23 protein-coding genes are annotated in these 23287 nt (G+C 50.0%); 8 read left to right on the plus strand and 15 right to left on the minus strand.

Annotated elements, in window-relative coordinates:
• Positions 1 to 90 precede the first annotated feature (90 nt).
• The 3 genes from IEV89_RS02230 to IEV89_RS02240 all read right to left on the minus strand — a co-directional run bounded on the left by IEV89_RS02230 (position 91) and on the right by IEV89_RS02240 (position 2618).
• Positions 91 to 333, minus strand: a complete 243-nt coding sequence (locus IEV89_RS02230) for a DinI family protein (protein WP_188469971.1) — start codon at positions 331 to 333, stop codon at positions 91 to 93.
• Between the two features lie 251 nt (positions 334 to 584).
• Positions 585 to 2366: an LPS biosynthesis-modulating metalloenzyme YejM gene (gene yejM, locus IEV89_RS02235; RefSeq protein WP_188469973.1), complete on the minus strand. Its 1782-nt coding sequence runs from the start codon at positions 2364 to 2366 to the stop codon at positions 585 to 587.
• A gap of 24 nt (positions 2367 to 2390) precedes the next feature.
• On the minus strand, positions 2391 to 2618 hold the full coding sequence (locus IEV89_RS02240; protein WP_188469975.1) for a YejL family protein: 228 nt from the start codon (positions 2616 to 2618) through the stop codon (positions 2391 to 2393).
• Positions 2619 to 2847: 229 nt separating this feature from the next.
• Here IEV89_RS02240 and yejK point away from each other — a divergent pair, with 229 nt between their 5' ends.
• A complete protein-coding gene (gene yejK / locus IEV89_RS02245; RefSeq protein ID WP_188469977.1) occupies positions 2848 to 3855 on the plus strand; it encodes a nucleoid-associated protein YejK in 1008 nt (335 codons plus the stop codon).
• 100 nt (positions 3856 to 3955) lie between these two features.
• Here yejK and rplY read toward each other — a convergent pair whose 3' ends face one another.
• Together rplY and radD are read right to left on the minus strand one after the other, a co-directional pair.
• Positions 3956 to 4246, minus strand: a complete 291-nt coding sequence (gene rplY, locus IEV89_RS02250; RefSeq protein WP_188469979.1) for a 50S ribosomal protein L25 — start codon at positions 4244 to 4246, stop codon at positions 3956 to 3958.
• 135 nt (positions 4247 to 4381) lie between these two features.
• On the minus strand, positions 4382 to 6145 hold the full coding sequence (gene radD / locus IEV89_RS02255) for a DNA repair helicase RadD (RefSeq protein WP_188469981.1): 1764 nt from the start codon (positions 6143 to 6145) through the stop codon (positions 4382 to 4384).
• A 279-nt stretch (positions 6146 to 6424) separates the two neighbouring features.
• On the opposite strand from radD, the gene rsuA reads away from it, so the two are divergent.
• Entirely contained in the window at positions 6425 to 7132 is a 708-nt protein-coding gene (gene rsuA / locus IEV89_RS02260) for a 16S rRNA pseudouridine(516) synthase RsuA (RefSeq protein ID WP_188469984.1), read from the plus strand.
• 39 nt (positions 7133 to 7171) lie between these two features.
• A complete protein-coding gene (locus IEV89_RS02265) occupies positions 7172 to 8368 on the plus strand; it encodes a Bcr/CflA family multidrug efflux MFS transporter (RefSeq protein ID WP_188470350.1) in 1197 nt (398 codons plus the stop codon).
• A gap of 52 nt (positions 8369 to 8420) precedes the next feature.
• On the opposite strand, the gene IEV89_RS02270 is transcribed toward IEV89_RS02265, so the two are convergent.
• The 3 genes from IEV89_RS02270 to IEV89_RS02280 form a co-directional block, all read right to left on the minus strand.
• Positions 8421 to 9776, minus strand: a complete 1356-nt coding sequence (locus IEV89_RS02270) for an MFS transporter (protein ID WP_188469986.1) — start codon at positions 9774 to 9776, stop codon at positions 8421 to 8423.
• Between the two features lie 114 nt (positions 9777 to 9890).
• On the minus strand, positions 9891 to 10811 hold the full coding sequence (locus IEV89_RS02275; protein WP_373283344.1) for a 2-hydroxyacid dehydrogenase: 921 nt from the start codon (positions 10809 to 10811) through the stop codon (positions 9891 to 9893).
• A gap of 181 nt (positions 10812 to 10992) precedes the next feature.
• Positions 10993 to 11976, minus strand: coding sequence for a LacI family DNA-binding transcriptional regulator (locus IEV89_RS02280; RefSeq protein ID WP_188469990.1), 984 nt, complete (start codon positions 11974 to 11976; stop codon positions 10993 to 10995).
• 186 nt (positions 11977 to 12162) lie between these two features.
• Between IEV89_RS02280 and idnO the strand changes: the two genes are divergently transcribed.
• Positions 12163 to 12927: a gluconate 5-dehydrogenase gene (idnO, locus tag IEV89_RS02285; RefSeq protein ID WP_188469992.1), complete on the plus strand. Its 765-nt coding sequence runs from the start codon at positions 12163 to 12165 to the stop codon at positions 12925 to 12927.
• Between the two features lie 12 nt (positions 12928 to 12939).
• Complete coding sequence (locus tag IEV89_RS02290; RefSeq protein WP_188469994.1) at positions 12940 to 13683, plus strand: SDR family oxidoreductase; 744 nt, start codon at positions 12940 to 12942, stop codon at positions 13681 to 13683.
• A gap of 116 nt (positions 13684 to 13799) precedes the next feature.
• On the opposite strand, the gene IEV89_RS02295 is transcribed toward IEV89_RS02290, so the two are convergent.
• Positions 13800 to 13943 carry a hypothetical protein gene (locus IEV89_RS02295; RefSeq protein ID WP_188469996.1) on the minus strand — a complete coding sequence of 48 codons (144 nt, stop codon included), beginning with the start codon at positions 13941 to 13943 and terminating at the stop codon, positions 13800 to 13802.
• 441 nt (positions 13944 to 14384) lie between these two features.
• Between IEV89_RS02295 and IEV89_RS02300 the strand changes: the two genes are divergently transcribed.
• Positions 14385 to 14729: a YejG family protein gene (locus IEV89_RS02300; protein ID WP_188469998.1), complete on the plus strand. Its 345-nt coding sequence runs from the start codon at positions 14385 to 14387 to the stop codon at positions 14727 to 14729.
• Positions 14730 to 14761: 32 nt separating this feature from the next.
• Here the strand turns inward: IEV89_RS02300 and IEV89_RS21885 are convergent, their stop codons facing one another.
• The 5 genes from IEV89_RS21885 to IEV89_RS02320 all read right to left on the minus strand — a co-directional run bounded on the left by IEV89_RS21885 (position 14762) and on the right by IEV89_RS02320 (position 20009).
• Positions 14762 to 14887: a hypothetical protein gene (locus tag IEV89_RS21885; RefSeq protein ID WP_268235624.1), complete on the minus strand. Its 126-nt coding sequence runs from the start codon at positions 14885 to 14887 to the stop codon at positions 14762 to 14764.
• Positions 14888 to 15026: 139 nt separating this feature from the next.
• Positions 15027 to 16835, minus strand: coding sequence for an extracellular solute-binding protein (locus IEV89_RS02305; RefSeq protein ID WP_188470000.1), 1809 nt, complete (start codon positions 16833 to 16835; stop codon positions 15027 to 15029).
• Positions 16836 to 17237: 402 nt separating this feature from the next.
• Positions 17238 to 17822, minus strand: coding sequence for a bifunctional murein DD-endopeptidase/murein LD-carboxypeptidase (gene mepS / locus IEV89_RS02310; RefSeq protein ID WP_188470003.1), 585 nt, complete (start codon positions 17820 to 17822; stop codon positions 17238 to 17240).
• A 449-nt stretch (positions 17823 to 18271) separates the two neighbouring features.
• Complete coding sequence (locus IEV89_RS02315; protein ID WP_188470005.1) at positions 18272 to 18973, minus strand: phosphatase PAP2 family protein; 702 nt, start codon at positions 18971 to 18973, stop codon at positions 18272 to 18274.
• A 52-nt stretch (positions 18974 to 19025) separates the two neighbouring features.
• Complete coding sequence (locus IEV89_RS02320; RefSeq protein WP_188470008.1) at positions 19026 to 20009, minus strand: CobW family GTP-binding protein; 984 nt, start codon at positions 20007 to 20009, stop codon at positions 19026 to 19028.
• Positions 20010 to 20274: 265 nt separating this feature from the next.
• Between IEV89_RS02320 and IEV89_RS02325 the strand changes: the two genes are divergently transcribed.
• Entirely contained in the window at positions 20275 to 20583 is a 309-nt protein-coding gene (locus tag IEV89_RS02325; RefSeq protein WP_188470010.1) for a YmdA family protein, read from the plus strand.
• Between the two features lie 240 nt (positions 20584 to 20823).
• Positions 20824 to 21555: an FCD domain-containing protein gene (locus tag IEV89_RS02330; protein ID WP_188470012.1), complete on the plus strand. Its 732-nt coding sequence runs from the start codon at positions 20824 to 20826 to the stop codon at positions 21553 to 21555.
• Positions 21556 to 21617: 62 nt separating this feature from the next.
• Here IEV89_RS02330 and IEV89_RS02335 read toward each other — a convergent pair whose 3' ends face one another.
• Positions 21618 to 23087 carry a mannitol dehydrogenase family protein gene (locus IEV89_RS02335; RefSeq protein ID WP_188470014.1) on the minus strand — a complete coding sequence of 490 codons (1470 nt, stop codon included), beginning with the start codon at positions 23085 to 23087 and terminating at the stop codon, positions 21618 to 21620.
• Positions 23088 to 23287: the final 200 nt, after the last annotated feature.

Here is a 23287-nt window from a genome sequence, read left to right on the forward strand (position 1 = left end):
AGAGCAACTGGCGATAATCAGCTCATCGAGATGCATTCACTTGCTGTCTTGCTCCAACGCAAATGATGTTGAGCCACAGACAACGGGTTGTTACTCAATGGACAGCCACTCATCGGCTTCTTCGAACATCGCTTCCAACATCTGGTTGAGATGTGAACGATCTTGCTTGCTGGCACCCGAGGTGTTCAGCCCGTTTGCCTGCATCGGCTTCACTTTGACTTCTGCGTCAGGAAACAGGCGGTGCACGCGCTTGGTCAGCTCAGCCTTGATTTTCTCGCTGGCGTCGGGGACACCTGCCACGTTTCGTTTGTCATAAACCAATTCAACCAGCATTACTCATCATCCTTCACGTTACCGCGGGGTTAGCCGCTCTTGCTTGCTGTAAGTAAAATTAACTGGCTAAATATACAGTATAATCAACAGGTGCTCCAACAGTTTTCAATGCAGATTTATGTAATGTCTGTGATGGGGTCTTGCTTACGTTTTGTTGGAAGCCAGAACGACGGCTGATATGCACAACGACAGGTTGAACGTCTTATTACGGGAGGAAAGCGTGCTTAGGGGTCGCCGCGCTTTCATCCGTTTTAATCAGCAATAAACCGCTTTTCATTGGTCAGAACCTGTAAAAGAAGTCCCAGGTCAGGTTTTTGATCTTTGATGCGTTTGCCATCAAGGTCATAGGCACGGTAATCACCATTCCTTTCCAGCTGTAATATATGGGTCGGGGTGGTGATAATTAACGTGCCGTTTTTGCTGGTTGAGATCCAGTTATGACGTCGTTTGGCCGCAAACAGGTCTTCTCCCTGGGAGAAATCAGCCGGAGAGGTGGTAACGTGCAACAGGCGTTGCATCAGGGTTAGCATGACGTCTTCGTGATCCGTCAGCTTGTTGATGGACTGCGCCGGTGTGTCCGGCCAGTGGATGACCAGCGGTACGCGCAGTTGGTCGCGATTTATGCTATTGCCTGAATCCGAGACCCCATTTTCATTTAGCGCTACACCATGCGCAGCGGTGATCACCACCACGGTTTTATCCAGAATGCCGCGCTGTTTCAACCCTTGTAAAATCACCGCGATCTGCTGATCGACTTCCGTTGCACCTTGCTGATAGCGCTCGACAAAGGCTTTGCCCGTTGGCACCGCGTCATTTCCACGGTGCAGGGAAGCCGAGACTCCATTCAGGCTGACATAAGAGAACCACGGACGTGTGCTGCGTGCATTTAGCCACTGTTGCCATTGCTGCGCCACTGACGCGTCAGGTTGATTGCTTGGCGCCGGTAAGGAGAAGTCGGTCAGAAGGGCCTGGCGATAAAGCGGGCTGTTGAAGCCATCGGACGAGAACAGGCCAAATTCGTAACCCTGCTTCGCCAGCGACGTCATCAACACAGAAGGTTTACGTGCCGCAATAATGCCTTCCATATACGTGGGTGAAATTCCATAGAACAGGCCGAAAAGACCGGTGTCAACGCGGTTTCCTGAGCTGTAATGCTGATTAAAACTGACATTCTGCCGCGCGAATTCGCTCAAGGCAGGCATGTCTTTAGCCGTGGTAGAGGCATGGAGGCCATCGACCACGATCATCAATAAATTATAGCCACTGCCTGCATCGCGGAAACTAATGTCATTGAGCGGATACTCGACCGACAGCGCTTCCGGATTGCCTTGTTCAATCAGGCGATTTTGATAGGCCTGTGCATCCAGCAAACCATGCTTCTCGAGGAACTTGCGGGCCGTCATTGGGTAGGACAACGGCAAGTTTGAGCGCTGCATGGTGATGGGGCGATAGAAATTAGCGTCGGCCCAGATGTACATCAGGTGTGAGGCAAAGAAGCTGACAATGAACAGTGCAACTAATGGCTTGGCGAAATTACGACGATTCAGGCTACGCAGCTTTTGCCATGCCCAAGTGCCGAATAACATTTCGATCAAGAAAATCACCGGCACGCAAATAAACATCAGCTGCCAGTCGCGTGCCAGATCTCCCTGACCTGGGTTAACCACCAATTCCCAAACTACCGGGTTAATGTGCAGGTGGAAGCGAGTAAATACCTCGGTATCCACCAGTAACAACGTCAGGCCTGCCGTGGCTAAAATCGCCGACAGGAAACGCAACAAACGCTGTGACATCACCACAAAGGTCAGCGGGAAGATGATCAATAGATAAGTGGAGAAACCGATAAAGCTGAAATGCCCAAGCCAACTGACCAGCGAGTAGAGTCGCCCTTCAAGCGAAGAAGGCCAGTCAGAGACAAAAAGATAGCGGCTGCCGAGTCCAAGACTGAGCAGAATATTAAATAGGGCGAACCAGTGCCCCCAGCTGATCATCTGGGATACTTTTTCGCGATAGCGCTGACTATTTGTCACCATAAGAGGTCTTGGGAAAATATTGGATTAATGGGCTTTATCTTCTCTAATCGACGCTTGCAATGCACTTGCAAAAGAGCCGCCAATGGCTTTCCGCTGCGCAGGTGCGACGCTGGTATTGATTAAATTGGTCACCATATTACCCAAAACCATCAATGAAAGATCGGTTGGGGTGCGGTGTTTTTCCAGTACATTGACCAGTTCAGAAAGGAGCTGTTCAACGTGTTCGTCACTGTAACGAGATGATTGTGGCATAGATTAATGTGCTCAAAGCCTGACAAAGTGCAATATCTTAACGTATCGTGGCATCAGTTTCTGCATTTTTATAATGTGGCAGATGTTGAGATATTGATGAGATGTATTTGTATGTGTTTCAGCGCGTAAGGCTTTGCAGTTGCAAGCATCACATATTCAATGTTTGAATACGCGCCATTGCATTGGGTATCGATCCCAATTCCATCAAATTTCTAACCGGAGAAACCCCATGAGCCTGGATATCGAGCAGATTGCTCTGCACCAGTTGAATAAGCGTGACGAGCAGACGCTGGATGTTGTGCTGCGCGATACCTTGCTAACCCCGAATGCGGCGGTTGAAGAGATGATGGCCGAGTTGCATCGCGTTTATAGCGCCAAGAGCAAAGCTTACGGGTTATTTAATCAAGACAGCGAACTCGCCGTGGCGCTCCGTAACTGCCGCAAGGGTGAAGAGGATTTTCTCGGTTTTAGCCGTGCTGCTACCGGACGTTTGCGCGACGAGTTGTCGAAGTACCCGTTTGCCGAAGGCGGGGTGGTGCTGTTCTGCCATTACCGCTTCCTGGCGGTAGACTATTTACTGATTGCTGTGCTTAACAGCCGCAGCAGTATGCGGGTGAATGAACAGCTGGATGTCAGTAGCATCCACTACCTTGATATCAACCATGCCGATATCGTGGCGCGCATTGATTTGACCGAATGGGAAACCAGCCCTGAATCCACCCGTTATTTAACCTTCCTCAAAGGCCGGGTCGGGCGCAAAGTCTCCGACTTCTTTATGGATTTTCTTGGCGCAGCAGAAGGTCTGGATACCAAAGCTCAAAACCGGGGCTTGTTACAGGCGGTTGATGATTTCTGTGCCGAGGCCCAGCTAGACAAGAACGAACGGCAGAATTATCGTCAACAGGTTTACACTTATTGCAACGAGCAGTTGCAGTCGGGGGAAGAGATTGCGCTTGATGATCTGTCCGAAGAACTGCCACCGTGGAATGATAAGAAATTTAAAGAATTTACTCAGGAACAGGGCTATCAACTGGAAGAGACTTTTCCGGCTGACCGTAGCACCTTGCGTCAACTGACTAAGTTTGCCGGCAGCGGTGGTGGTGTGAGTATTAACTTTGATGCGATGCTTATGGGCGAGCGGGTTTTCTGGGACCCGGCGACGGATACATTGACGATTAAAGGCACGCCACCCAATTTGCGTGACCAACTGCAGCGCCGGTCTGGAAATAATAAGTAGTTTGTTCCCCAATATAAAAAACACCGCCGAGGCGGTGTTTTTTATTGTTCACGCACGGCGTCCCGATGCGCATCAACTCATTGTTGTCTAATCTAAAAGATTAAACGCGAACGAAGTCGATGTGAGCCAGTTTTGGCTTGAACGGGTGACGCTGTACTGCCTGAACTTTAACTTTGGTTTCTGTACCGTCGATAACCAAAGTGATTTCTTCAGAGTAAAATTCTTCTTTAACTTCCATGTTCTTTACAGAATCATGGTCCAGTTTGATAGAAACTGGAGCAGCTGAGCCACCATAAATGATAGCTGGGAATTTGTTCTCTAAACGCAGGCGGCGGCTCGCACCCTTACCCTGCTCACCCAGTGGGCGTACTTCTACATTGATAGTAAACATTGTTTTTTCTCTAATAAGAAAATTAATCCCATCACAGGCGACCCAGTGGATGGTATTTACTCCCGCGCGAGGCGAAAGCGGGCGGTATGATACCGAAGTCGTGCTGTATCAGCAATCAATTACGCCATTTTCTGTTCAACCACGCAGCTCATTGGCGCGGCGATAACGTCCCTGATAATCAAATATCTTCTCGCGAATTTGCCAGAACTGGCCTTTCATCCGTGCGACCACAAAATCAGGGTGTCGCAGCAGAATCTGTTGCGCTACGACGTCGGCAGCCGTTTGCCATTCCAACGCCACACCGGGTGCACGCTGGTGCGGGCGCAGAAAATTATGCAAAAAAGCCATCCGCTGGGCAGGCGTACTGAGACGAAAACGCTCCGAGACATCGGCGCCATCTTCATCGTAATAGGTGATTTTGAGCCATTCGCCTTTTTCATCACGGCCGTTTTCCAGATTCATGCCCCCACAACGCAGCACCAACGCATCTTTGAGTCGCAGTGCGGCTTTAAGCATATCGTCTGGGTCGACCAGAATCTCCTGGCATTGATGGCATCGCCGTGCGGCAATGTCGTTCTCTGCGCCGCAGTGAGGGCAGTTTTTGAAGCGAAAGCGGTAGTCGCACTGCTCGCGCTCACCATCATCATCTTCCAGAACGCCCTGACAGCGGCGGCCAAAATGTTCAATTAATGTGCCGTCTTCCGTCGTTTTACCCCAAAAGATATTGGCGAAACCGCAGGCCGGGCAAAAGACCTGTACCGGTTTATTGTCGCTGCCCGGTTTGTGGCTGCCCACTTCTGGCGTGAAAATATCATGCGGGTTTCCTGCGTAATCCAGGATCAAACAGTCGGTTTTTCCTGGTGACAGGCGTAGCCCACGCCCAACGATCTGCTGATACAAACTGACGGATTCAGTCGGTCTCAAAATGGCAATAAGATCGACGTGCGGTGCATCGAAACCCGTCGTCAGCACGGAGACGTTGACCAAAAATCGTAACTGCTGTTGTTTAAACTCACCGATGAGCCGGTCACGTTCAGACGCCAGTGTCTGTGCGCTGATCAGCGCTGCCTGACCTTTTGGCAGCAGGCCAAATATCTCACCCGCGTGCTCTACCGTAGCGGCGAACAGCATCACCCCTTTGCGGTCAGCGGCGAACTCAACAATCTGGTTGATGATGTGCGGAGTAATACGTTTTTGCTGGCGCAGTTCGTCATTCAGATCGGCCTCACTGAATAGGCCGTTGCTGTTAGCCTGTAGGCGGCTGAAGTCATAGCTCACCACCGGCATATCGAGACGCTCTGGCGGGACCAGAAAGCCATTTTTGATCATGTAACGCAGTGGTAGCTCATAAATACAGTCGCGGAATAGGCTGTCGGCGTCGCCGCGGACCATTCCCTGATGGTGATACTGATAAATCCATCCTTTGCCCAGCCGGTAAGGTGTGGCGGTCAGGCCGAGCAGACGCAACCGTGGATTGCTGGTGCGCAGATGATTGATGATTTGCTGATATTGGCTGTTTTCATCGTCAGAAATACGGTGACATTCGTCGATGATCAGCAGGGAAAACTCACCGCCGAAGGCAGCAAGATTCGGTGCGACCGACTGCACGCTGCCGAACACCACTTTGCCGCTGCTCTGTTTGATATTCAGTCCGGCGGCGAAAATATCGGCTTCCAATCCGTAAGAGAGGTATTTGCTGTGATTCTGCGCCACCAGTTCTTTAACATGTGCCAGCACCAGCACGCGTCCTCTGGCAACCCTCGCCAGCTCGGCAATCACCAGGCTTTTTCCCGCCCCCGTCGGCAGGACGATCACCGCGGGTTCATCATGCTGACGAAAATGGCGCAGCGTGGCGTCAACGGCATCTTGTTGATAAGGGCGGAGGGTGAAAGCGGTCACGGCAATATTCACTGGTGATAAATACAGGGGTTAAGTATGCCAAAAGTTAGCGCGGATGGCGATCACCAAACCCGGCTAACTTTTGTCGATCTGTGTCACAAGCTTCTATGATGATGCGCCAAGCGCGGCTATACTGCCTGTTCAATAATAGGCAGCTGGTCTGCCTCGCCAAGTATTCATCACTCTCAGCCCTGTCAGTTACCCTGGTGTAACGGCGGGGTGTTGTGTTTTATCAGAAATGCGATCTCTCAGGTCGCCATCAAAGGTTAGGCAGATTCAATGCGTCTCGATAAATTTTTAGCTCAGCAACTGGGCGTCAGCCGTGCAATCGCGCTGCGTGAACTCCGTAATAAACGCGTCACAGTAGACGGTGAAATTATCAAAACCGGTTCGCTGAAACTGGAACCGCAGCACCGCGTGGAGTTTGACGGCAACGTGTTGGAGCAAATTGGTGGCCCGCGCTACTTTATGCTCAATAAACCTCAGGGTTATGTCTGTTCCACCGACGATCCGGATCACCCGACCGTGCTGTACTTCCTCGAAGAACCTGTCGCTTACAAACTGCATGCGGCAGGGCGTCTGGATATCGACACGACCGGTCTGGTACTGATGACCGATGACGGTCAGTGGTCGCATCGTATTACCTCGCCAAAACATCATTGCGAAAAAACCTATCTGGTGACCCTGGAGCAACCGCTGGCCGAGGATACTGCCACGCAGTTTACCGCCGGGGTACAACTGCATAACGAAGATTCTCTGACCAAACCGGCCGTACTTGAGCAGATCGAAGAGTGCGTGGTACGCCTGACTATCAGCGAAGGTCGTTATCATCAGGTGAAACGTATGTTCGCCGCTGTAGGGAATCGCGTTGTTGCGTTACACCGTGAACGTATCGGTGCGATTGCCATGGACGACGATTTGGCGCCGGGCGAATACCGTCGACTGACCGACGAGGAAGTGGCCAGTGTTGAAATGCCAGGCCGTTAGTTTTCTCATTATCTGATTCATTTGGTGGTGAACGTGCAAGTGGAAGAGAACCGGGTATCGCACATAGGGTTGATTTTCATCCTCGGATTGATCTCGATGCTGATGCCATTAGCTATCGATATGTATTTGCCGAGTATGCCAGTGATTGCTAAGGAATTTGGCGTGCCTGCTGGCAGCGTGCAAATGACGCTCAGTGCCTATGTGTTGGGTTTCGCTGTCGGTCAGTTGTTTTACGGGCCGATGGCGGACAGCCTCGGGCGTAAGCCGGTTATCTTTTGGGGGGTATTGATTTTTGCTCTTGCGGGCGCGGCCTGCGCACTGGCACAGTCGGTCGAGCAACTGGTCTATATGCGTTTCCTGCATGGCTTAGCGGCGGCGGCGGCGAGTGTGGTGATCAATGCCCTGATGCGCGATATGTTCACTAAAGATGAATTCTCTCGAATGATGTCGTTTGTTGTGCTGGTCATGACTGTCGCACCGCTGCTGGCACCGATGCTCGGTGGTATGCTGATGGTCGCCTTCAGCTGGCATGCCATTTTTTGGGCGATGGCCATTGCGGCGCTGATCGCTGCGGTGTTAGTTGGTGTTTACATCAAAGAAACACTCCCCAAAGCGCGGCGACAAAAATTCCATTTGCGCGCCAGTATTGGCAATTTTGCCTCGCTGTTCCGGCATAAGCGCGTACTGAGTTATATGCTGGCGAGTGGTTTCTCCTTTGCCGGATTATTTTCTTTTCTCAGTGCCGGTCCGTTTGTCTATATTGAACTAAACGGCGTATTACCGCAGAACTTTGGCTTTTACTTTGCGCTGAATATTGTCGCCCTGGTGATCCTGACGCTCATCAACAGCCGTAACGTGCGTCGGATGGGGGCAGTGAAAATGTTCCGTTTCGGCCTGGTTGTGCAGCTGATTATGGGCATCTGGTTACTGGTGGTGTGCGCCTTTGGGCTGCCGTTCTGGGCGCTGGTGCTCGGTGTCGCGGGTTACGTTGGCGTGATAGCCATGGTGACGTCAAATGCGATGGCAGTGATTATGGATGACTTTCCACATATGGCGGGAACAGCGGCTTCTCTGGCGGGTACGATTCGCTTTGGCACCGGTGCGGCGATTGGCTCCATACTGTCGTTATTTACCGCCAAAAGCGCCTGGCCGATGGTCGGGTCGATGGCGTTTTGTGTCACTGCCGCCGTGTTATTGTTTCTGTACGCCAGCCGCCCGATGAAAGTGAGGGGCTGAAAAGGCCGGATATCCATCAACCGCTCCCCCAGAGAAGGGGGAGCGGTGTTCTTTACCCTACAACCGACGCTTTGATCCCCTCGGCTTTACGCATTTTGCGCGCTCTCGCATATTCATCTGCCATCGTTTTGGCTTTCGCGCCCGGTATCAGCGCCATGTCACACTCTTTCGGCAACAACGTGGTGACCAGCGCGGCAATCAGCAGTGATGCGACCAGCGCATAGATCGCGGTGCTCTGACCGTAGATATTGACTAGCACTCCGACCAGATACGGCCCACAGAAGCCGCCCAAATTTCCCAGACCGTTGATCACACCGCGTGCGCTACCCGCCACTTCTGGCGTGGTAATTTTACTTGGGATGGTCCAGAAGGCGCTGGTGGCAGCTTGCAGGAAGAAACCCGCGCCGACCAGGAAGCCGTATGACGCCATAATGTTGTGGCTGACGCTCACTGAGGCCGCAAGACAGGCAGCAAACCCGCACAGCGGCAACACGATGAACATACGGCGTTTACCCGTTTTGTCCGATAGCACGGACATCGTGATGATCCCCAACATCGTGCCAACGTAAGGGATGATAGCCAGCATCCCGACCGAACTCATATCGCCGCCGGTAAGGTTTTTAAGGATAGTCGGTAGCCACAAGGTATAGCCGTAAATTCCGGTCTGGTAGAAGAAGTTAATAATGATCAGCTTTCTGATTGAACCGTTGCGGAACACCTCTTTTAGCGGAGCATTTTGTACCGGTGCCAGGGCTTTCAGGGCTTCACGTTCGCGGTTCAGCTCAGTGACCAGATAATTGCGTTCGCGGTCAGATAACCATTTGGCCTCTTCCGGGCGGTCACTGATGGTAAACCACCAGAACATCATCACAACGAGCGAGAGCAGCCCTTCAATGATGAACAGCCAGCGCCAGTCGAGTACATCCAGGATCACTCCGGAAAGCGGAGCGGTGATCATACCGCCGAGTGGGGCAAACATGAGCACATAGGCGTTGGCGCGCCCGCGCTCTTTGTCCGGGAACCAATTGCTGACCATCGTCAGCACCACCGGCAGCATCCCACCTTCCGCCACACCGAGCGCGAAGCGCAGGAACAGCAATTGGTACTGATTGGTGACCAGACCGGTTAGCACCGATATGACTGCCCACGCGACCAGAGACCAGGCAATAAACTTACGTCCACTGCCGTGTACAGCCAGGCTGCCGCCCGGGACTTGTAAAAATAGATACCCAATGAAGAAGATACCGGCTGCCAGGCCAGCCATCGACGAGGTGATACCTAATTCAGCATCCATTCCGCCAGGCATGGCGAAACTGATATTCACTCTGTCCATAAAGGAGATAATACAGGCAATTAATATCGGCGTAATAACGCGTAACCAACGGGCTTTAGGGATTTTATTATCCATCGTGGACACCTCGGCTATACAGACCGCCTTCCCCGATATTAAATAAATGAGGGAAGGTTAATCTGATTCTTTTATTAATAATGTGTTATTGATATGCAAATAATGATGCTGTTATTAATCCAGGTGCTTATGCAAGTTCGCCAATACTTTTTCACTCATTGCCTGTCGTGTTTCATGTGTGCCGCTACCTACATGCGGTTGTAAAACCACATTGTCCATAGCAATTAATTCGTGGGGAACCCGAGGTTCTTCAGCAAATACATCCAGCCCTGCGCCACTTATTTTTTTATTCTGCAATGCAGTCATTAAATCCTGCTGATTGATCACACTGCCGCGGGAAATATTCACCACCAGAGCATTGTCAGGCAGGGTGTCAAATATTGATGCATTAATCACGCCAGCAGATTGCGACCCGCCAGACACCGCGATCATTAGCACATCGATCTGTGCGGCAAGTTGTTTAACGTCAGGATAGAAGCGGTAAGGCAGTTCGGGTTTTTCGTTATTGCTGGCATAGCTGATGTGCATATCAAAGCCACTGGCACGACGGGCAATCGCCTGACCAATCTGGCCCATGCCAAATATTCCCAGACGCTTGCCGCTGATTTTGCTCGATAGCGGGAAATTGCCTTCCAGCCATTTCCCTTCACGAACAAAATGATCGGCCTGACAGAGATTGCGTGACGTGGCGAGCATTAAAGCCATGGCCATATCGGCGACATCCTCGGTTAATACACCGCGGGTTATTTCAACCTGAATATTATGTTTTTTCGTATAGGATAAATCAATGGCATCGGTACCAACGCCAAAAACTGAAATAACTTTTAAATCGGGCAGGCATTCCAAAACACTATTATCGACACCGACATCACCGCGTGTTACCAGACCAACAATACCTTTGCCGTTGGAGACCAAAAAAGCATCTTTATTCTGCTGGTCGGTATATTTATCTACAGCAAACTGCTGTTCCAATTGTTCAGTCAGGCTGTCCATGACCGGAGCCAGAATTAATACGCGTGGTTTTTGTTGTTGGATCATTGTCGTTACCTGTCAAAGTTTTCTTCTCAGAATCGATGTGCTAATAAAAGCATTTTCAGGAAACTATTTCGTGACCGGCGTCACGTTGGATCATGTTAAAAAAGGGTGTTACTTGTAACGTGATCCTAAACCACAATTCACCGATGAGCATTCATGGAGAGTAAAGACGAAGCGAGGCTCAAATTGTCCCGCCCATAGAAATTTGATAATGCAAATCCACGCGTTCAATGGTGGGTATCTTTTTGATTTTTTTGAGAATAATCTCGGCGGCGACTTTACCCATTTCATAACGTGGCGTGATAACACTGGCTAATAGCGGCGTGGTGGCCAGCCCAATGTCCAGACCGTGAAAGCCAGAAATCGCCATGTCTTCGGGAACTCTGATGCCGGACTTCAGGCATTCCTGTAACACGCCGACCGCAATATCATCATTAGTACATAACACCGCGTTAACCTGAGGATAGAGCTGCCGGGCCAGCGCCAGCATTCCGGCGCCGATAGAGACCGAAGAGACTTTATTTGGGGTGATTCGCATCGGTTCAAGCTGGTGTTCATGCATCGCCTGGCTATACCCCAGATAGCGTTTTTGGTCACGGGCATCCGACATCGAACCAAAATATACGACGTGCTGCTTACCGCTGGCGAGCAAGGTCTTCGCCATGTCATAACCCGCCTGGACATTATCGAAACCCACGGCAATGCGCCCGTGGGTGTCATCGAGACCCATCACTTGTGCTATCGGAATAGCAGCAGCATTAAGATACTTATCGGCTTTCAACGTGTGCACGGAATCCGTGAGAATCAGGCCTGCCAACTGATAGGTCAGCAAATTAATGATGTGCTCTTCTTCACGTTCTTTGCTGTACTCGTAATTGACCACCAGCGTCTGATAACCCTGCTGAGAAGTGACGGATTCAATGCCCGCCAGCAGATCCGAGAAGATCTGGTTGTTGAAAGAGGGGACCAGAATACCGATGCGAGGCGTTTTTTGTGGGCGCTCGATGTCTTCCAGCGGATATCCCACTTCCTCCATGACTTTGGCAATGCGCTCGCGAGTTTCCGGCGATACTTTTTCCGGGGTACGCAAAAAACGACTGACGGTCATTTTGGTCACGTCGGCGAGTAACGCAATATCTTGCAGCGTGACGCGTTGGTTTCTCATCCGCGCAGGTCCTGTGTGAATAATGAAGCGTGAAGCATAGTTATGCAGGAAGCATGTTAGCAAAATGATAAGGATCACGCTTGTGGTAACAGAGTTTGTTAACACGGAGCCGAGTGATCTGTGTCACAGTTTGGCCGTCGATAAACCGCTTAAGTGTGAAGTAACTTTTTGCTATGGACATTTATCATGACAAACCTCTTCTCCCTTGATAACAAAAAAATTCTGGTCACTGGCTCCACGCGCGGTCTGGGTTTCCTGCTGGCGAAAGGGCTGGCGCAGCATGGGGCGGAAATCATTATTAACGGGACCTCAGCAGAGACGACCTCCCGCGTGGCTGAAACATTGCGCACCGAAGGTTTTATTGTGCATCCGGTCTCGTTTGATGTGACCGACAGCCAAGCGGTGAATCAGGCGATTGACCATATTGAAAAGGAGATCGGTGCGATTGACGTGTTGGTCAACAACGCCGGTATTCAGCGTCGTCACAAGTTTACTGAGTTTCCGGAAAAAGACTGGGATGACATCATCGCGGTCAATCAGAAATCTGTATTTTTGGTGTCGCAGGCTGTGGCGCGCTATATGGTGCAACGTGAACGCGGCAAAATCATTAATATCGGCTCGATGCAAAGCGAACTGGGACGAGACACCATAACGCCTTATGCCGCGTCCAAAGGCGCGGTGAAAATGCTGACCCGCGGCATGTGTGTTGAGCTGGCGCGTTATAACATTCAGGTTAACGGTATCGCACCGGGTTATTTCAAAACCGACATGACACAGGCGCTGGTGGACAATAAAGAGTTCTCCGACTGGTTGTGTAAGCGCACCCCTGCGGCGCGCTGGGGCAATCCAGAAGAGCTGATTGGCGGTGCGGTTTACCTATCGTCTAAAGCCTCTGACTTTGTTAATGGACATTTGCTATTTATTGATGGCGGTATGCTGGCAGCCGTATAAAAAGGAATAAAAATGAGCAAAGTTGCACTGATCACCGGCGGTGGCGGCGGTATTGGGTTGAGTTCGGCTAAGGCGCTTGCCGCGAGCGGTTTCACCGTGATTCTCACCGGACGCAATCTGGATAAACTTGAGCAGGCTGTTACACAGTTTCCTGCCGGGCAAGCGATAGCGCGCCAGTTGGATGTCACCAGCCCGCAGTCTGTGGACGCGCTGTTTGCCGATATCAAAGCCACCTTTGGGCGGCTCGACCTGTTGTTTAACAACGCGGGAACCAATGTAAAAGATGTGCCGATCGAACAATTGGCCGTGGAGGATTGGCTGGACGTGATCAATACCAACCTGAGCGGTGTGTTCTTATGTACTCGCGCGGCAGTTGCTCTTATGAAGCAGCAAATCCCGATGGGTGGGCGCATTATAAATAACGGCTCGGTATCAGCGCAGTCGCCGCGTCCCAACTCCGCGCCCTATACCACGAGTAAACATGCCATTACTGGCCTGACTAAGTCGACTTCGCTGGACGGCCGCGCCTTTAATATCGCCTGCGGGCAGATTGATATTGGCAATGCGGCAACCGATATGGGCAATAAGGCGTTAGCTGGCAGAATGCAGGCCAATGGCGAAATTGCCGAAGAGCCGGTGATCCAGGTTGAGCGTATAGGAGAGGCCGTCGCCTATATGGCCGGTTTACCGCTTGACGCTAATATATTAACCATGACGATTATGGCCACCGCTATGCCGTTGGTTGGGCGTGGATAACGTCCTGATTCAAAAAATAAAAAACGGCTCATTGGGCCGTTTTTTATTGGATAACGGTAAGCTAAAAGTTATTCAGTTTTGGTTTTACGCGTCTTGCCCAACCTAAAAAGCAACACTCACAGAATAACCCCTCCCGCCGCACCGCACTGAATAGCCGCATTTCGCTGATTTTTCAGCACATCATTAGAGATATCAGTCATCTGCTGGTCATTAAGCCGGGCGACGTAGGCACCTTCAACCCATACCATAATGTTAACCATTTTTGTGCAACCACAAGAGTTGAAGACAGGGTCCATTTTCATCATCCCGGGAAGCGGGAGCGTTGGATGATGCTTCGTTATCCTTTTTGTAATGAGTTGATATCGAATGGTTTACTCTGGCGTAAGGGGTTTGTATTGAATCCGGATTGTTTTTAAAATGTAAATTAAAAAGACCTAAATAGTAGCGATAATGATTAAAATCGGTTGAGAAATAAGATGGAAAAGGTTACAAGTAACCCAAAATGAGATCTGGCTCGCACAATGAAGGTGAGTTGGACATAAAATAAGCGATTTGCTCTGCACTCTGTGCGTGAAAGTTGCAAATATGTTAAGTTTTTTGACTTCGTGCAAGCATATTCAGTATTAATCGGCTATAACTGGATATGTATGTAACTATTGTGTGAATTATTTGTTGAAATTAATCATTATCTGGGGATTCACGTGAATAATATTCAACTTTCGGTAGTACATCGTTTACCGCAAAGTTACCGATGGTTATCGGGTTTTGCCGGTATCAAAGTTGAACCGATTCCGCTGGCGGGCAGCGAGGAAGGCAGCAACCTTATTGGTCTGAAATTATTGAGCCATGAAGGCGATGTTGCCTGGCGGGTGATGCGCCGGCTAACCGAGTGCCTGCAGGAAATTCAGGTTGAAAGTGCTGTGGTGGAATGCGACGGCGAGCCTTGCCTATTCGTTAAACGTGATGACGAAAGCGCCACGATGTGCCGTTTGAAAAATACCGGTGCAGCCATTGCTGAAACAGTTTCAGCGTTTTACCCCTTCTAACATCCCGCTTTCTCCGCTCAGATTGTTAATGATCAGCGCGAGAGCAACGCTCGGGTATCAGCATGTGCAGGTACGTTGAACATCGCTTCATCTTCGCCTTGTGCCCTCCGTTTCCCTTCGTGTAACACAATCAGATGATGACACTCTGTGCGTATCATCTGTAGGTCCCGGCTGATAATCCCAGATGCTGTTAAAAAGCGTTGGGGATCGCAAGAATCAATCCTGCATGGATTGATTCAGAGCGTCGGGATCATTTGACGCAGGCGTGGTTATAGATAACGGGTTACAGCAGGCACCTCAACGGCGCTGGACGGGCAGTCGGGCTGCCCGGTTCATATCATACCACCAGGTATCCAGCTCCAGGCCATTAGTCGGGCGGATTGCGGGCATCGAGAATTTGTCCCAATAGGCGTAGCGCTCATGATTGATGTACCACATCGGGATCATATATTGGTTCCAGGTCAATACACGGTCCAGCGCATGGCCGAGTGCCAGCAGCGTCTCCGGTTCTCCCTGATGGGCAGCAATTTGATCGGTCAACTGGTCAACTGCCGGATCTTTTACGCCCGGCTTGTTATATGACGAGTTGATATATTTGCTGTTCCAGACGATTTGCAAATCCGCGCTCGGATAAGGTGTGGCAGGATAGACCGTCGGCAGCATATCGTAGTCCCGCTGACGCAGACGGTGGACAAACTGTGAGCTGTCAACTTCACGGATCGTCATGGTGATACCCAGGCGCTGTAAATTGTGCTGAAAGGGCAGGGCATACTGCGTGTTGCTACCACGGGGTAGCAACAGTTCAAAGGTGAAGGGTTTGCCGGTGCTCTGACTGATCAATTGTTGGTTCTGCAATGTCCAGCCAGCCTGTTTCAGCAGGTTGGTCGCTTTAAGTAGATTAGCTCTATCGTTGCCACTGCCATCCGAACGGGGCGGTTGATATAACTGACTGAATACTTCGTTAGGTACTTTGCCTTTAAGCGGCGCGAGCCACGCCAGTTCTGCCGAGTTAGGATAATTCTTCGCCATATAGTCGGTGTTCTGAAAATAGCTGTTAGTCCGCTGGTAAGCGCTGTAATAGAGCGCTTTATTCATCCAGTCGAAGTCAAACGCTAACGTAATGGCTTCGCGCACCCGGCGGTCACTGAACTGGGGACGCTGAATATTGAAAGCCAGCCAGTGGGTCTCTTGCGCTGCCTGGTTTTCCAGATCCTGTTTTACGATGTAATGCTTACTGAAATTAGTCCCCTGATACTGTGCCGCCCAATTTTTTGGCGAAGATTCCATCCGGAAATCGAATGCGCCAGCCTTGAAAGCTTCCAGAGCACTATTGTCGTCAAGGTAGTAGCTATAGCGAATCGTGTCGAAATTATATCGCCCGCGGTTTACCGGCAGGTTGGCGGCCCAGTAATCCGTCACACGCGAATAGATGACGTACTGCCCCAATTTGTAGTCACTGATACGGTAAGGCCCGCTGCTTAACGGCGGTCTCGACAGAGGCTCATTGAGCTTATGTTTTTCCCAGAATTTCTGCGGCAAAATAGGCAATCCCAGCAGGCCGAGCATCATGTCCTTGTTTGCCCGTGGCAAAACGATCCTGACTGTCAAACGCGAGATAGCTTTCACTTCGGCGCCTTTATAAACCACGCGAAATTGCGGTACGCCTTCGGTCATGAATTTTTTAAAGGTAAACGCGACATCTTTGGCGGTGATTGGGCTGTCATCATGAAAACGGGCATGCGGGTTGATATCCACTTCTACCCAGCGGAAATGACTGTCATAGCGTGCCGAGTCAGCAATCAGCGGATAGTAGCTGCCAATCTCATCACTTGATGTCGTGAACAGGCTGTCATACAACGTATCGGAGCGTGCTGCGGCATTACCGTGAGACGCGTAACGGTTGAAATTGTCGTAGCTGCCGATAGCCGAAAGACGGATAGTGCCACCCTTGGGCGCCGCAGGGTTGACGTAGTCAAAACTGGTGAAATGGGAGACGTATTTAGGCTCACCAAAAATGGCAAAAGCGTAGCTACTTTCAATGGTCTCAGCCTGAGCAGACAGGCTCAAAACAGACAGTAAAGCAGCGATAAAAAGACGCATAAACATCCGGGGAGCGCTCCTGCTAAGATGACGGGATTTCATCGCAGCGGCTTGCTGCGCGGAAATCTGGGGGTAAATAATAATGAGAGATGTGCAGATAACCTATCTGAAAGAATGATCCATAACTCTTTTTTCCCTGATTTCGGTTGTTTTACCATAATCTGAAACAGTGGCTAAGACAAAAGCGCAGCCGCAAACATTGTGCATCATGTCCTCTGCGATAACAGCCTCTCTTGAGTGGTGGCTGAGAGGCTTCATTGCATCGGTCAGGTTTCGCAAGTAGGGATGGCGAAGGGGGCCATTGTGGCTTTTTAGAGAGGGAGGGAATAAAGAGGCAAAAAAAAACGACATCCGTGGATGACGTTTTTTTATTCGCTTGGCTTAGGACAACAAAAGTACGTGTACTAATTAGCTGTGTTCACCACTGGCTAAAACACGTCTTGCTTCACGGAAACGGCTATTCCAGTAGGACTCGTTCAGATTTGAAATCATCACACCATTGCTGGTGGAAGCATGAACAAACTGATTGTTACCTAAATAAATACCGACGTGACGACCTGTTGAACCTGCACGGAACAGAACCAGATCACCCGCACGCAGTTTAGTGCGCTGGATTTTCTTGCCCTTTTCTTCCTGTTCATAAGTTGAACGAGGTAGATCCATACCAAATTGTTCGCGGAATGTTACCTGAACGAAGGCTGAGCAATCGATACCACGCTTGCTTTCACCACCTAACCGATAACGAACGCCTTTCCAGTCAGCGTACTGATCCATAATTTTGGATTTTACATTGACGCTACGAACCATTGCTTCGAATTCATCCTGAGAGGCTTGCAGTAGAAGACTGTTATTGTCATTTACTGCACGCATATCAGTTTGCGCGTTTACTGTGTCCGAAGAATGTGTACCACTACACGCAGTGAGAATAATTGCTGCGCCAATCGCGGGAATTATCCGCGTGATATATCTCATAAACGGTTGAGACTTGACCATTATTGTTGTTATCCCTTGATGTCCTTAACGATTAAATCGTTATAAATTGCCAAACGTAGCGAGGTTACTTGCTGCACACAGAGTCAGCAAACGCCTGGTCAGGGAAACGTGCTATAGCGCACACTTTTTCTGGGATCAAGCCGTTTATGCCACATTTCTGTGTAAACGTTTTGGAGATTACCGTAATGAATAAGGGATTGCGAGAGCTTTTACGGGATTTGTTATATGAAATTGAGATGTGCCGTGATATTAACGTTAATGTAATAAATGATGAATGGTTCTGTACATTTTTAGCACCAAGCCGCCTGAAACGGGCCTTTCGGGCAAAAAACAGTGATGCTCTTCCATAACCTAAACTTTATAAATGGCCCGATACTGCGCGCGCGAAAAAATTCGGGCCATAATATTTACATATAGGTGTCAAAAATAAACACGGCTATAAAAAGGATTTAGCGGCGACGCAATTGAGGCAAGTGGCGATCCAGCCAGCTAACCATGGCGTCACTCGCCGGCGTCATCAGCCACCAACTTGCTCCCACCAGAACAACGGACATTGAACCTACTGCGATATCGGTAAACCAGTGCGCACCGATCATCACCCGCGGTAATGAGAAGATAAGGGTGATCAGCACGGCTATCGCAAACGCCCCTTTACCCAGGTAACGCAGCATGAAACAGCAGAACACCATCAGCATCATTCCATGGTCACCGGGGAAGCTATCGGCTGAAGCATCTTTGGTCGGAATACCAATCAACTGACTCACACGGTTGACGCCGGGGAAACTCAGCGATGGGCTTTTATGGCTGACGGGCAACAGATGCCCTAACTGGTTAAGTACCACTGCGGTAAGCAACATCACCACACCAATAATAATCATGCGGCGTCGCTCAGCGGTATCACGCTTTATATAGAATGATAAATAGAGCAGTCCCATCGTCAGCAGTGAAATTCCGTCAAAGGCACGGTTATTCGTAATGGCGACCAGGTGTAGAAACGCCTCGCTGGTTGCGAGTTGCCGATTGAAATAGAAAAAAATCGAGGCATCTATCGGAAACCAAAAACCGTGATTAGCGGGCAGGTAGTACGACAAAAAAAGGGCAATGCCCAACACATTGAGCATCAGAATGGCGGGGAGATTGCGATACCACATGAATGTAAACCTGTTATTTAGCGAATGTTAACTATTGCAGAAGAAGGATACATTAATGTTTCAAATCTAAACGAACCTTCAACAAAGAGGATTGCAATGCATTCCATTGGGCTTCGTCACGAGTAATGAGCTCAATTCGGCTATCCAGTGGGGCGACTGACCGCGTTTCAATCCTCAGGTCTTGTCCCTGGCGGTTTATCAGCAGTGTGCCTTCTTTAATTCGCATTACGCCTTTCACGCGATCCACCGGTGCCAGGCGTGCCCAGTCGAGCAGTGCCACGGTATCGAATACCGTTTCCCCATCGAAAATCCAGCCACAGCTTGAGTAACCCTCTGCCTGATTCAGTGCCCGACGCCAGCGCTGATTACCTGGCAGGTTCAATGCTGCCAGTCCGCGTGGTGAGGCATGAGCATGGTGGTGTTTACCGTCTGGTAATGACGCTTGATTAAGACGCGGACGTTCCAGTAAGTTCACGTCAATAGCACCATGCGAGGCGATCACTATGTTCCGGCCTGCAGCCCACTGGCTTTGCCAGGCGTTTAGGGCTTGATGGTCCTGTTCTGAATAGGTGTCAGTCTTGTTGGCAACAATGACATCAGCTGCTGCCAGTTGATCGCGGAAGTTTTCATTTTCTACCGTGCGCTGATCGCTAAGATTGCGGGCATCAAGCAAGCAGAGTGAAGCATTGAGTGTCAGCCAGTTGTTGTAAACCTCAGAGGTCAGCAAAGAGAGAATTTGCTTAGGGTGACCAAGGCCGGTCGGCTCGATCAGCAGACGATCTGGCCGGGCTTGTTGTAATAACATATTCAGACCCACCTGCATTGGAAGGCCGTTTACACAGCACATGCAACCGCCGGGGATCTCTTTGAGCACCGCACCACTATCTGCCAGGAGCGCACCATCAATACCCACTTCACCGAATTCATTCACCAGTACAGCCCACTTTTCTCCATCAGGTTTCTGCGCCAGTAAATGGCGAATGGTGGTGGTTTTACCGCTGCCGAGAAAACCGGTAATGAGATTGGTTTTTGTCATTGAGAACCCCTCTTCTAGCGTGCTTGTTATCTTATTGAAAGTAATCGTATTTTTTTGTTATTCATCTTGTTGGTCGAAAAAGACGATCAATAAGATGCCGCTTATGCTTAAGGAAATCCACTTCTGTGCCGATGAGAGAGCCACAACCGCACGTTGTGTTAATGCGACTTAAGACCGTTTTGTTTTTTGTTGTGCGTAATGATCGTGCTTTTTTGTGAAGTTTTACTAATGTTTATAGTGAGTAAACAATGCAGATGAGGTAGCCATGAACAGATTAGCAATGCTCCTGTTTTTTGGATTTGGTGCCTCAGGGATGACGCAGGCGGCAGTCAATGTATCATCGGGAACTATTCATTTCCACGGTGCTATTGTAGAAGACATATGCAGCTTAAATATGTCTCAGAGTGAGGTGATAAGTCATTGTTTTAGAGAGGGGAAAAGTATCGTTCAGCGTCATGCTATAGCGCCCCGTAATCTACCGGACTTTTCGTTGCCTCAGTCTTTAGGGCAAGTGACGACAAGGTATATCAATAACAACCCTTATCTGGCCATTGTGACCGTTACTTATAATTAACGCATGATGGGCAATGAATAATTTTCCTAATCAATGGCGCTGGGTGAATTCTCTGCGCCATAAATGGTCTGATATGTTGTCTCATTTGGTCTATCCAATGGTGACTCCACCGACACTTTCTCACCTCAGAACACGACTCGCTGGCAGCGCGTGATATACTTTCCCCTTGTTTTTAGGCATTAAGTGACGGTATCCCGCGCTTTATCTGCCTGACCAATTTATTATTATTTGGGCGATCCAATGCGACTTTATCAGGAAGTTGGCGGAAAATTACGCAGCGCAATTGAGGCGGGTGACTACCTTGTTGGTGACCGCTTGCCTCCGGAACGTGACATTGCTGAAACCTTCTCGGTCAGCCGCAGCGTAGTGCGGGAAGCGTTAATCATGCTGGAACTGGAGAAGGTGGTCGAAGTACACAAGGGATCTGGCGTCTATGTGCTTCCCCGTCAGCCCGAGGCCAATATCTTTCTGGGCGACTGCGGCTATGGCCCGTTCGAATTGTTACAGGCCAGGCAGCTACTGGAAAGCGAAGTAGCGGCTTTCGCAGCGATGCAGGCTACCAAGACCGATATTCTCAAAATGCGTGATGCCATCGAGCTGGAACGAGGCTTTATTGAGCGTGGCCAGTTGGATGAAACCGCTGACGAGTTATTCCACACCTTGCTGGCACAGGCTTCGCAAAACAGCGTGCTGGCTAATATGGTGGTGGATTTGTGGCAAGTCCGTAAACGTAGCGCGATGTGGCAAGGCATTCAGCAACACGTTGGTAAAAGCAACCATGTTCAACAGTGGCTACTGGATCATCAAAAAATATTACAGGCAGTGTTAAGACGTGATCCCAAAGCGGCCAAACAGGCTATGTGGCAACATCTGGAAAACGTAAAAATGATGCTGCTGGAAGTCTCGGATGCTGAAGACCCAACGTTCGACGGTTTTCTGTTTGAATCTGTTCCGCCAGTATTGAATGAATAATTAAATGAATAAAGGCTGCGATCGCAGCCTTCAAATGACGGGGTATATCCCCAACTTCGTGATTATCCCACCAGTCTGCTGACGCTCTGTTTAGCCCCATATTCCTGCAGGCTGGCATACGCTTCTTGAATGGCCTGTACTGCTTTGCTGTTCTGCGGCAACTGCTCACCAAATACGGATGCTAATGCCAACAACGCATTGACTCGTTCGTTGCCGTCTTGTGTGGCGGCAACGATTTCTGCCAGTCGTTCCGCCATCGGATCTTTGATTTCAATGGTTAAACCTGCATCATCAATACCACTGACATAGCGCATCCACCCCGCAACACCCAGCGCCAGACACTCAAATGGCCCGCCGTTAGCAAGGTGCCAGCGCAACGAGTCGAGCATGCGCTGCGGCAGCTTCATGGTCCCGTCCATGGCAATCTGCCAGGTCCGGTGTTTGAGCGCCGTATTGCAATAGCGGGCGATAAGGCTGTCGGCATAGGCTTTCAGGTCAACACCTTCAACGCTAAGCGTGGGTGCCTGCTCTTGCATCATCAGGCGATGTGCGGCCTGCTTGTAATGGCTATCTTCCATGCATTCATTGATATATTGGTAACCTGCCAGATACCCGAGATAAGCCAAAAATGAATGGCTGCCGTTGAGCATGCGTAATTTCATCTGCTCGAAAGGTAATACGTCGGCGACCAGTTGTGCACCAACCTCATCCCACGCTGGGCGTCCGGCCACGAAATTGTCCTCAACCACCCATTGAATGAAGGGTTCACAGGCTATGCCACAGGGATCGGTCACTCCGCCCAGCGCCTTAGTGATCTCCTGCAAAGTATCCTCGGTGGCCGCGGGAACGATACGGTCAACCATCGTGCTTGGGAACGTGACGTTATTGCTAATCCACTCGGCGAGTTCAGACGATCTTGCTCTGGCCATACCCAAAATGGCTTTTTTCACCACGTGGCCATTTTCCGGAATGTTGTCACATGAGAGTACGGTAAAGCCAGGCAAGCCTCTCTGATGGCGAATACGGAGTGCTTCGACCAGTACGGCAGGCGCTGTTGACGGGGGATGTTCGCCGGTTAAGTCTTTCTTTATTTGCGGATGGTTCAGGTCCAGTTCACCGCTGCCAGGTTCAATGCAATAGCCTTTCTCGGTAACGGTCAGTGATACAATGGCTACCTGAGGCTCGGCCATTTTCTCTATGATCGCCTCCAGCCCATCAACGCTGCCGTGTAATGACTCACGGACCGAGCCGACCACAATAGCCTGATTTCCTTCCGCACCTTTCTCCAGCACGGTGAACAGATGGTCCTGCCGCTGCAGGGACTGTATCAAACTCGGATCACCAAACAGGCTGATTTCGCAAAAACCCCAATCGCCACCCAGCTTGTTTAGCACGCGGTCGGTCAGCAATGCCTGATGCGCACGGTGAAAAGCGCCAAATCCAAGGTGAACAATACGGGTTTTCAGCAAATTGCGATCGTACGTCGGTAATTGCACACCGACAGGCAGCGACGCTGTAGCGATAGTTTTCATGCACGACTCCATAATGTTAGAACAGCCAAAATTGGTCAGGCCAAAAAAGAGTTTATTGTGAGTGATGCACGGCTAGCGAGTTGGCTGTCGGCATTTCAGTCATAAAACAGGTCTATGAGTGTAAAGTCATATGACAGAAATGAAAATTGGTTAGTCCAGATTCGCGTCGCTTTTGTGAGGTTGATCCAAAGAGAGCAAAA

Origin of the sequence: Hafnia psychrotolerans (assembly GCF_014639435.1) — a bacterium.
GTDB classification, from domain to species: domain Bacteria; phylum Pseudomonadota; class Gammaproteobacteria; order Enterobacterales; family Enterobacteriaceae; genus Ewingella; species Ewingella psychrotolerans.